The organism is Streptomyces sp. NPDC005303 (genome assembly GCF_040607335.1).
Lineage (GTDB): Bacteria > Actinomycetota > Actinomycetes > Streptomycetales > Streptomycetaceae > Streptomyces.
On the sequence record NZ_JBEXGM010000001.1, the window covers coordinates 412941 to 426139 of the forward strand.

The following is a 13199-nucleotide window of genomic DNA, read 5'->3' on the forward strand; positions in this document are numbered from 1 at the left end:
TGATCCTCCGTCGGCCAAGCTGGGGACAATGCGGACTGCGCGGAGGAACGTCATGTTTGAGCGGTCTGCCCCCCGAACATCAACCGCGATACTGCGCCAGACATCGTTCTAGGCAGGTGTGTTGTTGTCCAGACCCATTCGATATGTGTTGTGCAAGTGCAACCTCGTCGATCTTGGGCGGGGCCACGGGGGAACCCGGATTGGAACCGGGACCGGGTCATCCGGGAGGATGGGGTCATGACCGCCCAGATTCTCGATGGCAAGGCCACCGCAGCCGCGATCAAGTCCGATCTGACCGCCCGCGTGGCGGCGCTGAAGGAGAAGGGCGTCACGCCCGGCCTCGGCACGATCCTCGTCGGGAGCGACCCCGGCAGCCAGAAGTACGTCGCGGGCAAGCACCGCGACTGCGCGGAGGTCGGCATCGCCTCCATCCAGCGTGAACTGCCGGAGACGGCCACGCAGGAGGAGATCGAGACCGTCGTCCGCGAACTGAACGACGACCCGACGTGCACCGGTTACATCGTCCAGCTGCCGCTGCCCAAGGGCATCGACGAGAACCGCATCCTGGAGCTCATGGACCCGGACAAGGACGCGGACGGCCTGCACCCGATGAACCTCGGCCGCCTCGTCCTGAACGAGCCCGCGCCGCTGCCCTGCACCCCCAACGGCGTCCTCACCCTGCTGCGTCGCTACGGCGTCGAGATCAAGGGCGCCGAGGTCGTGGTCGTCGGACGCGGCGTGACCATCGGCCGCCCGATGCCCCTGCTGCTCACGCGCCGCAGCGAGAACGCGACCGTGACCCAGTGCCACACCGGCACCCGTGACCTGTCCTCGCACCTCAAGCGCGCGGACATCATCGTCGCCGCGGCCGGTTCCGCCCACCTGATCCGTCCCGAGGACGTGAAGCCGGGCGCCGCCGTCCTCGACGTCGGCGTCTCCCGCAACGCCGAGGGGAAGATCGTGGGCGACGTCCACCCCGGCGTCGCCGAGATCGCCGGCTTCATCTCCCCGAACCCCGGCGGTGTCGGCCCGATGACCCGCGCCCAGCTGCTCGTCAACGTGGTCGAGGCGGCGGAGCGCAGTGTCGGCTGAGGCACGGGGCCCCGAGAAGCGGGGAGCGACGACAACGGGGGCGACGGCGGCGCGGGGCTCCCAGAAGACGGACGGGGCGTCCGAGACGGGCGCGGAGTCGACCGAGTCGGGCAGGTTGCGGACGGCGGGCGCGGGTCCGGCCGAGGCGCGAGGGCGCCGCAAGCCGGGTGCCGAAGGTGCCGAGGCTGCCGGGTCCCAGGAGCCGGTGGCTGAGGCGCCCGGGGCCGAGAGGCGGGCGTCCGGCGAGTCCCGGGCGACGGATGCCGGCGAGGCCGCGTCCGGTCGGGAGCCGGGTGCCGGGGCTGCTGAGGCGGGGCCCGTCCGTGAGGGCGGCGCCGTGGACGGGGCGGCCGGGGAGTCCGGGGGTGCCGACGGGGCGGCTCGGGAGCCCGGTGGTGTCGATGTCGGGTCGGACGAGGTGCCGGATCCCGAGGAGCAGGCCGAGATCCTCGTACGGGACGCGATCAGCGCGCCCGACGCCGAAGGTCGGCCGCGGCGGGCGACACGGCGGTTTCCGCTGTTCACCAGGGACACCGCGCCGCCCGAGGGCGCCGGCCGCGCCGCGCCGCGGGACGCTCCGGCGCCCGCCCGGCAGTGGCCGGTGCTCGCCGTGCTGGCCGTGGTGGGGCTCGGGCTGCTGCTGACCGCCCTCGACCGGTTCCGCCTCGGCACGCTGCTCATCGGTGTCGCCCTGCTCGCCGGTGCCGTGCTGCGCTGGCTGCTGCCGGACGTCGGCATGCTCGCCGTCCGCTCCCGCTTCACCGACATCGCCACCTACGGCGTGCTCGGCACCGTCATCGTCCTGCTGGCGATGATGGTGCAACCGGACCCGTGGCTGGTGATTCCCTTCCTGAAGGACACCCTGCACTTCACCGTCAGCAGCAGCTGACCCGGAGCAGGCCGGCGGTCCGCCCCCACCCCCGACGAGGGACGGACCGCCGTCACGCCCCAGCCTCCCGCGCCGCGAACAGCCTGTTCAACAGCTGTCAGTTCGCTGTGGCACAGCGGTGACGGTTCCGGCACGGTGTGCGTGACCTGCCACAGCGGACCCCGGATCAGGAACCGATCAGCCCTGTGACGTCGTCAATTGCCTGGAAGCAGGTCTGGACGCAGGTCTGCAAGCAGGTGAGGACGCCGCGGAGGTGGGCGATGAGTGGCTGGCAGGCGCTGCCCGACGATCTGCCGCCGGAGGTACGGCACTTCGTGGCGCAGCTCAGACAGCTCAAGGACCGTACGGGGCTCAGTCTCGTCGCGCTCGGCGCCCGCACCGCGTACAGCAAGTCCTCCTGGCACCGATACCTCAACGCCACCCAGCCGCCGCCCCGCCAGGCCGTCGCCGCCCTGTGCCGGATCGCGGGCCTCGACACCACCGACGCCGAGCGCTTCGGTGTGCGCTGGGAACTGGCGGTCCAGGCCTGGCCCCGCCCGGCGACGGCACCCGCGACGGCCGCCGGCGGCGAGAACGGGGAGAACGGTGCAGGGTACGAGGACGAACCCACGCTGCCCTGGTGGGACGAGCCTCCCAGGAGGCGCGCGAGCGGCCCGAACCGCCTGCTGCTGGCCGCCGCGCTGCTGCTCGTGCTCGTCCTGCTGCTCGGAGTGGCCGGTGCCGTTGCGTCTGGGTGATCCGGGTACTTCCGTGACGGCCGTTATTTCCGGTGTGGTCCACCTGTGACGATGTATCAACAAGTTTGCGTATTTGATATGGGGCTGTTCGATCGCACGGCTAACGTGTCGAACTTGCGGATGCGCCCGTGCGCCCCCGCCCGGGGAGCTGAGATCCTTGCGGCACGGGGAAGAGCGGGGAACAGCCAGCACCGACCGGGGGGAAAGAGGGGGAGCAATGCCTCGTTGGAGGGCCTTGCCTGATGAACTGGATCCGCAGGTCAGGGAGTTCGCGAGCCAGCTGCGGCGGCTCGTGGACCGCAGCGGCCTGAGCATCGCGGCCGTCGCCGACCGCACGGGTTACAGCAAGACGTCCTGGGACCGCTATCTCAACGGCCGGCTGCTCGCGCCGAAGGGCGCGATCGTCGCCCTGGCCGAGGTAACCGGCACCAATCCCATTCACCTGACCACGATGTGGGAGCTCGCCGAACGCGCCTGGAGCCGTTCGGAGATGCGCCACGACATGACCATGGAGGCCATCCGGATCTCCCAGGCGCGGGCCGCGCTCGGTGAGTTCGGGGCACCGCCCGCGAACGCCAAGGGTGCCAAGACGGCCCGCAAGAGCGGCAGCGCGACGGCGACGCCGGGGGTGGCGGGACCGGCGGGGGTCGCCCCCACGGTGCCGGCGCAGCCGACCGCGGCGGAAGCGGACGGTGGTTCGGGCGGTAACTCCTGGGGCGTGGCCGGGTACCAGGGGCCGTCGCATGCCTCCTCGGGGCGTACGCCGACGGCGGCCCCCGTCTCCACCGGCGGTCCGGGGCGGACGCCGGGGGCGCCCGGCCCGTACGACCAGCCGCAGGACGCGCGTCCCGGGAACGGGGCCGTCGGGGGCCCGGGTGCCTCCGGGAGTACCAGCCGTTCCGACGGTTCCGACCGCTCCGGTGGCGTCGGCGGCTCCGGCGGTTCCGGTGGCTCCGGGGGTGGGAAGCGGCGGCTGACGATGTTCCTCGCGGGGGTCGTCGGGGTGCTGGTCGTGGTCGCCGCCGTGTTCTTCCTGACCGACCCGGGCGGGGACAAGAAGAAGGCGGCCGAGAAGTCGCCGTCGCCGTCCGCCAGTTCGACCGTCTCGCTGCCCGCCGGGGTGAAGTGCAGTGGTCAGGGGTGCACCGGGAAGGACGCCGAGGCCATGGGGTGCAGCGGGAACCTGGTGACGACCGCCAAGACCGCGACGGTGGGGGCGACCGTGGTGGAGGTGCGTTACAGCGAGACCTGCGGGGCGGCCTGGGGCCGGGTCACCCAGGCCGGTCAGGGCGACAAGGTCGAGGTGAGCGCGGGCAAGGTGGCCGAGCAGAGCGGGAGCATCACCGAGGCGGGGGACACGATCGCCTACACGCCGATGGTCGCCGTGAAGGACGCCGGCGAGGCGAAGGCGTGCGTCACCCTGGCTTCCGGGCAGAAGGGGTGCACCGGCTGAGCGGATGCCGGGGGTTGTCCGCGGTCGGCCGGGAGTCCGTTGTGGCTGGTCGCGCCCAGGTACCGGCCCCCATGTGGATACGGCTCCGTGCCCCGGGTGGGTGAATCTGCGCGGAGTGTGCATGGGCGCCTGAATCCTGGGCACGCGAACCGTACCCCCACGGGAGTCCGGAAACGGTACCCCCATACGGCGGCCGCCTCCGTCCCCCTCTCCCGGACGGGCGGCCGCCTTTTCCGTCAGGCAGCGGTTTGTGGGCTGGGCCACACGGGGCCGGACGTCCGGGATCCCGGATGCGCGATAGCCTGACCGCTGGAGATCTCTTGACGCCGAGAGATCGATCAAACGTCCGGGGCAGGGACGCCCCACCGCCAGCTGTCATACGGAGAACGCCATGACCCGCACTCCCGTGAACGTCACCGTCACCGGCGCGGCCGGCCAGATCGGTTACGCCCTGCTCTTCCGCATCGCCTCCGGCCAGCTGCTCGGCGCGGACGTGCCGGTCAAGCTCCGCCTCCTGGAGATCACCCCCGCGCTCAAGGCCGCCGAGGGCACCGCCATGGAGCTCGACGACTGTGCCTTCCCGCTGCTCCAGGGCATCGACATCACGGACGACCCCAACGTCGCCTTCGACGGCACCAACGTCGCCCTCCTCGTCGGCGCCCGCCCCCGCACCAAGGGCATGGAGCGCGGTGACCTCCTGGAGGCCAACGGCGGCATCTTCAAGCCGCAGGGCAAGGCCATCAACGACCACGCCGCGGACGACATCAAGGTCCTCGTCGTCGGCAACCCGGCCAACACCAACGCGCTGATCGCCCAGGCCGCCGCCCCGGACGTACCGGCCGAGCGCTTCACCGCGATGACCCGCCTCGACCACAACCGCGCGCTGACCCAGCTCGCGAAGAAGACGGGCTCGACGGTCGCCGACATCAAGCGCCTGACCATCTGGGGCAACCACTCCGCCACCCAGTACCCGGACATCTTCCACGCCACGGTCGCCGGCAAGAACGCCGCCGAGACCGTGAACGACGAGAAGTGGCTGGCCGAGGACTTCATCCCGACCGTCGCCAAGCGCGGCGCCGCGATCATCGAGGCCCGGGGCGCGTCCTCCGCCGCGTCGGCCGCCAACGCCGCCATCGACCACGTGTACACGTGGGTCAACGGCACCGCGGACGGCGACTGGGCCTCCATGGGCATCCCGTCGGACGGCTCCTACGGCGTCCCGGAGGGCCTGATCTCCTCCTTCCCCGTCACCACCAAGGACGGCGTCTACGAGATCGTCCAGGGCCTGGAGATCAACGAGTTCTCCCGTGCCCGTATCGACGCGTCCGTGAAGGAGCTGGAGGAGGAGCGCGAGGCGGTCCGCGCGCTCGGCCTCATCTGAGTTTTCTCCACAGCTCTGTCACGAGCCTGCACGGGCCCTGTTCCGGTTCCCTCCGGAACAGGGCCCGTGGCCGTTTTCCGCCCTACGGTCGAAGTCTTACCCGGTGGGGTGATTCGGGGGGTTCGCGATGAACGGCTGGAACGGCTACAGCTCCGGTTCCGGAGCGGGACACGAGCCGAGCGAGGAGAGGGGCCGCTCGGCCTGGAACTCGGGGGAGACGGGGACCGCTCCGCCGTGGGCGTCCGCGCAGACGCAGACCTCGTTCGCGCCGCCCTGGACGACGGACAGGACCCAGGCCTCGCCGGCGCCGCCCTGGACCCAGGCCTCGCCCGTCCCGCCCTGGACCCAGGCGACGCGGGCCCCCACGGCTCCCGCACACGCGCCCCATCGGGTCCGGCGGGTGCTCGCCGCCCTCGCGGTGGCCGTCCTGGTCGGGGTCTCGGTCGGGGTCGGTGTCTGGTGGCTCCTGCGCGGCACTTCCCTCGGTACCGGTACCGGTCACGACACGGGCGCCGGTCCGGCCCCGAGTGTCACGGCCCCCTCGTCCCCGTCCCTGTCCCCGTCGCCTTCCCCTTCCACCGCCTCCGGATACCGCCGTCTCCAGGACCCCGTCGGCTACACCGTCGACGTCCCACGGGGCTGGACCCGCAGCGAGAAGCAGGGCCGGTCCGCTCCGGTCGTCGTCTACGACGCCCCCGCCGACGGCCGCCGGCTCCAGGTCTTCCGGATCGCGGAGGACACCCCGGCCCAGTCCCTCGACCTGGCCGAGAACGACCCCGGCTACGGCTTCGCGCGCCAGCCCGGCTACCGGGTCCTCGACCGCTCCTCCGGCACCACCTGGGCCGAACTCGCCTACCGCTACGACGACACGGACCTCGGCGCCCGCCAGGTCGTCGACCACCGCTTCCAGGCCGCCGACGGGACGCTGTACGCGATCCGCGCGACCGGGCCCGCCGCCCTCACCCCCGCCCTGGTGCGCGAGCCGCTCACCAGGGCGCTGACCTCCTTCTGCCCGGCGGACACGGAGTGCCGCTGAGCGGGCTCACCGCGCAGGACAGGGCGGCCGCTGTCGGACGGACCGTGGACGGACCCCCCGGGCCCGCCCAGCCGCACCCACCGGCCCACCGCGACTCCGCGCGCCGCCGCCGCTCCCGGCCCGGCGTGGACGCACACCTCGACCGCACCGTACGGCTCGCGGCCCTGCACCGCGCGTACGTACGAGGGGCCGGGCCGGGCCGTTCCTCGGCACCGGCGAGGGTGTCGTCCTCGACGCGCATGCGGAGCATCAGCAGGCCGACGACCGGGTTCAGGAGGGAGGGCACGGCGGCTCCTCGGGTCAACTGGGGCACGGGCTGGGGTCGTTGGACCGCCGGTTCGACCACGGTCCGAACGCGACAGTACTCGTTTCCCGGCAAACGCGATAGTGCGTGAATCTCCGGGTGTCATCACCGGCAGCGCGACCGCGCGCAGGGCCGGGCCCCGACGGGGGTCACCTCGCCGGGCCGTGCAGCCGCTTCTCGAACCAGTGGTCGCCGTAGATGTGATCGGTGTAGGGCGGGATCTCCGTGTAGCCGCACGACCGGTACATCGCCTGGGCCTCGCTGAGCGACGCGTGGGTGTCGAGCCGTAGGACGGTGAGGCCGCGGGCGGTGGCCTCCGTCTCCAGGGCGGAGAGGATCCGGCGGGCGAGGCCGAGGCGGCGGGCGTCCGGGTGGACCCACACATGGCGGAGCTCGCCGACCCGCGGCTCCAGCCGTCGCAGCGCCCCGCAGCCCACCGGGCGGCCCTCCTCGTACGCCACGAAGAACGCGCCCGCGTACCCGGAGACCTCCTCGGGGCGCACCAGGTCGGACCTGTCGAAGCCCTCGGGGAAGCGCGCGTCGATGTCGGTGGCGTAGGCGTCGAGGCAGGCGCGGGCGTCGGGGGCGGCGCCGTCGACCGGGGCCACGGTGATGCCGGCCAGGCGCAGCAGCCGCTGGGCGGTGCTCATCGCCTCGGTGAGCCGGTCGCGCTGGGCCGGGGTGAGTCCGTCGAGCAGACCGGCGGCGAGGGCGTCGGCCCGGCGGTTCTGCTCCTTGAGTTCGGTCAGTCCGGCGCGGGTCAGCTCGACCACCCGCAGCCGGCTGTCGTCCGGGTGGACGCTGATCCGGACCAGGCCCTGCGCCTGGAGGGTCTTCGCCATCCGGCTCAGATACCCGGCGTCCAGTCCGAGCCGGGTCCTGAGCTCGCGCAGTGAGACCCCCTCGCCGATCTCGAACAGCAGCCGCGCCTCGCCGAGCGGGCGGTCCTGGCCGAGGTAGTGGTCGTCCAGGGCGCCGATGCGGCGGGTGAAGTAGCGGTTGAACCGGCGGAACTCCGCCACGTGCTGGGTCGACACCGGGCCATAATCTTTGACTTTAGTCAAAGGACCGTCGTGGCGTCCAGGGACCTGAGATTCCGGTTCCTTGTACCCACCCGCCCCTCTATGCTGATGGTTTGTCAACAACTGACTTGAGCAAGGTCTTTGCACGCATCGGGGGAGTCGCGTGACAACTACATCTGTGCCCCGGCAACCGCAGGCGGCCCCGCCGGGCCCCACCACGCCGCCGCACGCCAGTGAGGCGACCCGGCTGCTGTGCGCGGGCACCTACCTGGATTCCGGTTACCGGGACCAGGTCATCGAGCAGCTCCACCTGAACGAGCAGCGGATCGTGGCGCCCTCGCTCGGCCTCGACGCGGCCCGGGTGCTCGCGCACGCGCTGCGGGCCCGGCGCCAGGAGCTGCTGTGGGCCGGCCTGATCCTGGGCCTGTGGGTGATCGGGCTGCCCCTGACCGGCGGGCTGCTGTTCGCGTTCCTCGGCCCGAGCCTGCTGCTCGCGGCCGCCTCCTGGGTCCGCGGCAAGGGTGCGAACCCGCCGCTGTACCGACGGCTGCCGGCCTTCGCCATGCGCTGGTGGGGGCGTCTGCTCTTCGCGATGTTCCTCATCCTGGCCCTCGTCGTCGCGTTCGGCGGGGGCGACGGCGACTCGTCGTCCTACGGCGACTCAGGATCCTTCGGCGACTCGTACGGCTACGGCGACTCCTACGGCTCCAGCGGCGGCTCGTCCGACCTGTCCGGTCTGCTGTTCCCCGACTTCGACGGGGTCAGCGGGCTGGTCGGGCCGCTGCAGGCCTGGATGGTGATCGTCGTCTTCGCGCTGATCGCGGTGTGCGTGGCCGCGCAGCGCGGCCAGTTCGCCAGGGCGGTCGGCGCCGAACTGTCCCCGCAGCGCTTCCCGGACGCGGCCGGCGACCCCGCGGAGCGCGCCGAGGGGCAGCGCTTCCAGCGCCTGAAGCAGCGCATCCGGATCGAGCAGCACGCCCCGCTGGTCATGTACCACGAGAAGCGGCCCTTCTGCGGTGCCGGGTTCGCCTACGAGACCTGGGTGCTCGCCGTCGAACTGCGGCCCGACGAGATGAAGAAGGAGCAGCTGCCGCTGAACAACCGCGCGGTCCTGGAGAAGATCCGCCCGCTGCTCGAACAGCTGCGGCTGCCCTCGGAGTTCGCCGGGCACACGGTCCGCGACCGGCTGCGCTGGCTGGAGATCGACGAGTGCGTGTTCCTGCCCGCGGAGGGGCTGCGCCGCCGGGACGAGGCGCCGTACCACCCGCAGGCCTTCGAGGACCACCGGGCGCGCGCGGTCGAGGAGGGCGCCGAGAAGCGGCGGCACTTCCTGCGGATCCGGGTCGGTGGCTGGGAGGAGGAGCTGGTCGTCACGGTCTTCGTGCGCGTCCACACCCAGGGCCGGATGCTCATGCTGGAGATCGCCCCGCATGTGCTGCTGCCGGTGCGCGAGGACTTCAAGGACGCCGACCGCGCCGCCCACACCTACCGGCACAACAACGCGCTCGGCAAGGCGGCCTGGGCGGTGGCCCGGGTGCCGGGTTCCGCGGCCCGTTCCCTCGCCACCCTCGGCCGGGGCCTGGGGTACGCGTGGAAGCTGCTGACCGGCGGGTACGCGGGCGCGCTGCCCGACGGTCCGGCGCTGTCGGTGCGGGAGCTCGGCTCGACGGACGAGGGGTCCCGCTTCCAGGAGATGGACGCCTACCGCTATCTCAGGAGCGTGCAGGACCGGGTGGCCCACGGTGTGCTGACCGCGCTGGCCGAATCCGGCTACCAGACCGGAGAGTTCGTCCAGAAGATCGTCAACATCAGCAGCGGCGGCGTGCACGTCGAGGGCGGCGTCCACGGCAGCACCTTCGCGGTGGGCAAGAACGCCGCCGCGTCCTCCACCACCGGCGGCGCGGGGCCTGCGCCGCAGAAGGGAAGCAGCGGCAATGGCAACGGATGAGCCGGGCGTCAGCATCAGCGGCGGCGTCCACGGCAGCACCTTCGCGATCGGCAGCCACGCGCATGCCGAGAGCCACCACGGCACGGCGCCCCAGCGGGACGAGACCGCCGAGGCGCTCCTGACCGCCGTACGGGAACTGCGCGAGGACCTCACGCGCCTCAGGGCCACCGACGAGACGGCCGCGCTGGACAGCGCGCTGGCCGAGACGGAGGAGGAGATCGTCACGACCGGGCAGGCGGGGCCGACCCGTCGGGAGCGCCTGCGGGCGCTGCTGGACGACTCGCAGGCGCTGGTCGGCCTGGTCGCGTCGGCGGGAGCGGTGGCCGGGCTGCTGGGGCTGTGAGCGCAGGCGTACGGTTCCGGTCTGTGAGGGGCGCGGCGAGTCGGCCTTCACGGCGTGGGTGTGGACGGGGGACGCGGTGAACGGGAAGGGGACGCCATGAGCGGGGGCGTGCGGTACTGGAACGAGGAGACGCAGCGGTGGGAGGACGGGGACGGGCGCGAGTCCGCGACCGGTCCGGTCACCCCGCCGCCACCGGTCCGGCCCGACGCTGTGCCGTCGGCCGGCGCGACCGCCGCGTCCTCCGCGGGACCGGCCGCGCCCGTGTGGCCCCCGGCGGCCGGCTCGGACGGGATGAAGGCAGACCCCAGCCCGACCGCGGAGTCCGCCTCCGCGGAACCGCCGACGTCCTCCGTCCCCTCCCCGCCGCCTCCGCCTTCCCCTCCCGTCGGCTGGCCCGGTACCGGTGACGGCAGTACCTGGCACGGTCCCGGCGCTCCCGATGCCCCCGGCGCCGGCTGGTCCTCGGTCGAGCAGATCGGTGGCGGATCGGTCCCGTCGGCAGAGTGGTCGGGCGCCGCCTGGTCGACCGCCGGTCAGACGGCCGTCCCCGAGCCTTCCGCTGGGACGAACCGCCGGCTCCTGTGGTCCGCGCTCGTCGGTGTCGCCGCCGTCGGGGTCGTCGTGACCCTGGTGCTCACCCTCGTCGTCGGCGGCGGGGACGAGGACGACAAGGCCGGTGACGCGAGCCCGACGCCCACGGAGGTCGTCTCGCAGCAGAGCGGTCCCGACGAGTCGCCGACCCCTTCGCCGACCGAGGACACCGCGTCCCCGCTCGCCTCGACGCCCGTACTCCCCGCCGGATACGAGCTGGTGGAGGACAAGGAGGGCTTCCGGATCGCACGGCCGACGGGCTGGTCCCGCACCACCGTGGCGTCCCAGTTCGGCATCGACGTGGTCAACTACCGCAGCGCGGACGGCGAACGAAGGCTCCAGGTGTACCAGGTCGCGGAGGAGTCCCCGGAGGCGTCCTTCGAGCTGTACCTCTCCGCCGACACCCGCAAGCCCGCCGGCTTCGAGAAGCTGGACCTCAAGCCCGTCGAGGAGGACGGGTTCACCGGCGAACGCCTGGAGTACCGGGCCGACACCCTCGGTGGCGAGCCGGACGTCGGCCCCTGGCACGTCTACGACGAGCGGTTCGTCGCCCAGGACGGCCTCATCTACGCGATCGCCGCGTACGGCCTGGAGGACGACGGCGGCCAGGACGAACTGGAACTCCTGACCACCGCCCTCTCCGGCTTCTGCGCGCCCTACGCCTGCGACGCGGCGTCGATCGACTGAACCGGCGCCGGGCCACGCCACCGGCCGTGCTTTTTGTTCAGTTTTGTCCGCATGTTCCGTGAGTCAGCACACTTTCGGCCACCGATTGCGCATGCAATCGAGGCGCGGGGGCATGCGACGACGGTCCCCGTCAGTGACACCCGTGTGACACAGGGGAACCGAACAGGAACGGAAGGCAACACCGATCATGGCCGGACAGCACGCGCGGCAGGAGCCGCACACCATCCACGCGGGCGGCGAGTGGCGCGCAGCCGTCTCCGGAGCCACCCGCGAGATCCTCGACCCCGCCGACGCGCGGCCGTTCGCCGTGGTCGCCGAGGGTGACGAGAAGGACACCGACCTGGCGGTCGCCGCCGCCCGCCAGGCCTTCGACTCAGGGCAGGGCCCCTGGCCGCTCACCCCCGTCGCCGAACGCGCCGCACTGCTGCGTCGCGTCGCCGATCTTCTTGTACGCGACCGCGAAGAGCTCGGCCTTCTGGAGAGCCGGGACGCGGGCAAGACGGTGGAGGAGGGCCGGGTCGACATCGACTGTGTCGCCGACGCCTTCCGCTACTTCGCCGACCTGGTCGCCGGTGAGGCGCCCGGCCGGGTCGTCGACGCCGGCTCGACCGACATCCACAGTGTCGTCGTCCACGAACCCGTCGGCGTGTGCGCGCTGATCACCCCCTGGAACTACCCGCTCCTCCAGGCCAGTTGGAAGATCGCCCCGGCGCTCGCGGCCGGCAACACCTTCGTGGTCAAGCCGAGCGAGATCACCCCGATGACGACGATCGCGCTCATCGAGCTGCTGGTCGAGGCCGGTCTGCCGGAAGGCGTGGCCAATATCGTCACCGGGCCCGGCCACACGGTCGGCGCCCGGCTCGCCGAGCACCCCGACGTCGATCTGGTCTCCTTCACCGGCGGCCTGGTCAGCGGTACCAAGGTCGCGCAGGCGGCCGCCGTCTCGGTGAAGAAGGTCGCCCTCGAACTCGGCGGCAAGAACCCCAACGTGGTCTTCGCCGACGCCTGCGCCACCCCCGAGGGCTTCGACACCGCCGTCGACCAGGCCCTCAACGCCGCCTTCATCCACAGCGGCCAGGTCTGTTCCGCCGGTGGCCGCCTCATCGTCGAGGAGTCCGTCCGGGACCGTTTCGTCGCCGAACTCGCCCGCCGGGCCTCGAAGATCCGCCTCGGCCGCGGCACCGAGGACGGTGTCGAGTGCGGGCCGCTGGTCTCCGAGCAGCAGCGCGCCAAGGTCGAGTCCTACGTCGCCTCCGCGCTCGCCGAGGGCGCCGTGCTGCGCTCCGGCGGACAGCGCCCCGAGCCGTCGCCCGAGCGTCCCGCCGACGGCTACTTCTACGAGCCGACCGTCCTCGACCGCTGTCACCGCGAGATGCGGGTCGTGCGGGAGGAGGTCTTCGGACCGGTACTCACCGTCGAGACCTTCCGCACCGAGGCCGAGGCCATCGCCCTGGCCAACGACACCGAGTACGGCCTCGCCGGCGCCGTCTGGACCACCGACGCCGGCCGTGCCCGCCGGGTCGCCGGCCGGCTGCGCCACGGCACCGTCTGGATCAACGACTTCCACCCCTACCTCCCGCAGGCGGAGTGGGGCGGCTTCGGCAAGAGCGGAGTGGGCCGCGAGCTCGGCCCCGCCGGACTCGCCGAGTACCGCGAGAGCAAGCACGTCTACCAGAACCTCGCGCCGAAGCCCGTGCGCTGGTTCGCAGGCTGAGA

General features: G+C 72.4%; 12 protein-coding genes. 10 read left to right on the forward strand and 2 right to left on the reverse strand.

Features of this window, described 5'->3' with window-relative positions:
• Nucleotides 1-237 precede the first annotated feature (237 nt).
• The 5 genes from ABZT93_RS01970 to ABZT93_RS01990 all read left to right on the forward strand — a co-directional run bounded on the left by ABZT93_RS01970 (nt 238) and on the right by ABZT93_RS01990 (nt 5552).
• A complete protein-coding gene (locus tag ABZT93_RS01970) occupies nt 238-1092 on the forward strand; it encodes a bifunctional methylenetetrahydrofolate dehydrogenase/methenyltetrahydrofolate cyclohydrolase (RefSeq protein ID WP_356097425.1) in 855 nt (284 codons plus the stop codon).
• A gap of 418 nt (nt 1093-1510) precedes the next feature.
• On the forward strand, nt 1511-1981 hold the full coding sequence (locus tag ABZT93_RS01975) for a DUF3017 domain-containing protein (protein ID WP_356098410.1): 471 nt from the start codon (nt 1511-1513) through the stop codon (nt 1979-1981).
• Between the two features lie 260 nt (nt 1982-2241).
• Entirely contained in the window at nt 2242-2718 is a 477-nt protein-coding gene (locus ABZT93_RS01980) for a helix-turn-helix transcriptional regulator (protein ID WP_356097428.1), read from the forward strand.
• Nucleotides 2719-2935: 217 nt separating this feature from the next.
• Nucleotides 2936-4171 carry a DUF2690 domain-containing protein gene (locus ABZT93_RS01985; protein ID WP_356097431.1) on the forward strand — a complete coding sequence of 412 codons (1236 nt, stop codon included), beginning with the start codon at nt 2936-2938 and terminating at the stop codon, nt 4169-4171.
• A 391-nt stretch (nt 4172-4562) separates the two neighbouring features.
• Nucleotides 4563-5552 carry a malate dehydrogenase gene (locus tag ABZT93_RS01990; protein WP_356097432.1) on the forward strand — a complete coding sequence of 330 codons (990 nt, stop codon included), beginning with the start codon at nt 4563-4565 and terminating at the stop codon, nt 5550-5552.
• Nucleotides 5553-5696: 144 nt separating this feature from the next.
• On the opposite strand, the gene ABZT93_RS01995 is transcribed toward ABZT93_RS01990, so the two are convergent.
• Nucleotides 5697-5918 carry a hypothetical protein gene (locus ABZT93_RS01995; protein WP_356097435.1) on the reverse strand — a complete coding sequence of 74 codons (222 nt, stop codon included), beginning with the start codon at nt 5916-5918 and terminating at the stop codon, nt 5697-5699.
• A 34-nt stretch (nt 5919-5952) separates the two neighbouring features.
• Between ABZT93_RS01995 and ABZT93_RS02000 the strand changes: the two genes are divergently transcribed.
• Complete coding sequence (locus ABZT93_RS02000) at nt 5953-6588, forward strand: hypothetical protein (protein ID WP_356097438.1); 636 nt, start codon at nt 5953-5955, stop codon at nt 6586-6588.
• A 453-nt stretch (nt 6589-7041) separates the two neighbouring features.
• On the opposite strand, the gene ABZT93_RS02005 is transcribed toward ABZT93_RS02000, so the two are convergent.
• Nucleotides 7042-7929, reverse strand: a complete 888-nt coding sequence (locus ABZT93_RS02005; RefSeq protein ID WP_356097440.1) for a helix-turn-helix domain-containing GNAT family N-acetyltransferase — start codon at nt 7927-7929, stop codon at nt 7042-7044.
• Between the two features lie 148 nt (nt 7930-8077).
• Between ABZT93_RS02005 and ABZT93_RS02010 the strand changes: the two genes are divergently transcribed.
• From ABZT93_RS02010 to ABZT93_RS02025, 4 genes are all read left to right on the forward strand, one after another.
• Complete coding sequence (locus ABZT93_RS02010) at nt 8078-9862, forward strand: hypothetical protein (protein ID WP_356097442.1); 1785 nt, start codon at nt 8078-8080, stop codon at nt 9860-9862.
• A complete protein-coding gene (locus ABZT93_RS02015) occupies nt 9849-10205 on the forward strand; it encodes a hypothetical protein (protein ID WP_356097446.1) in 357 nt (118 codons plus the stop codon). Before ABZT93_RS02010 ends, ABZT93_RS02015 begins: the two co-directional genes overlap by 14 nt.
• A 96-nt stretch (nt 10206-10301) precedes the next feature.
• Entirely contained in the window at nt 10302-11483 is a 1182-nt protein-coding gene (locus tag ABZT93_RS02020; RefSeq protein ID WP_356097449.1) for a hypothetical protein, read from the forward strand.
• 187 nt (nt 11484-11670) lie between these two features.
• Nucleotides 11671-13197 carry an aldehyde dehydrogenase family protein gene (locus ABZT93_RS02025; protein WP_356097451.1) on the forward strand — a complete coding sequence of 509 codons (1527 nt, stop codon included), beginning with the start codon at nt 11671-11673 and terminating at the stop codon, nt 13195-13197.
• Nucleotides 13198-13199 lie beyond the last annotated feature (2 nt).

Coding starts and splice junctions, on each gene's coding strand:
- ABZT93_RS02020 (WP_356097449.1), top strand. CDS start 10,302: ATGAGCGGGGGCGTGCGGTACTGGAACGAGGAGACGCAGCGGTGGGAG.
- ABZT93_RS01970 (WP_356097425.1), top strand. CDS start 238: ATGACCGCCCAGATTCTCGATGGCAAGGCCACCGCAGCCGCGATCAAG.
- ABZT93_RS02015 (WP_356097446.1), top strand. CDS start 9,849: ATGGCAACGGATGAGCCGGGCGTCAGCATCAGCGGCGGCGTCCACGGC.
- ABZT93_RS01980 (WP_356097428.1), top strand. CDS start 2,242: ATGAGTGGCTGGCAGGCGCTGCCCGACGATCTGCCGCCGGAGGTACGG.
- ABZT93_RS01990 (WP_356097432.1), top strand. CDS start 4,563: ATGACCCGCACTCCCGTGAACGTCACCGTCACCGGCGCGGCCGGCCAG.
- ABZT93_RS01985 (WP_356097431.1), top strand. CDS start 2,936: ATGCCTCGTTGGAGGGCCTTGCCTGATGAACTGGATCCGCAGGTCAGG.
- ABZT93_RS02025 (WP_356097451.1), top strand. CDS start 11,671: ATGGCCGGACAGCACGCGCGGCAGGAGCCGCACACCATCCACGCGGGC.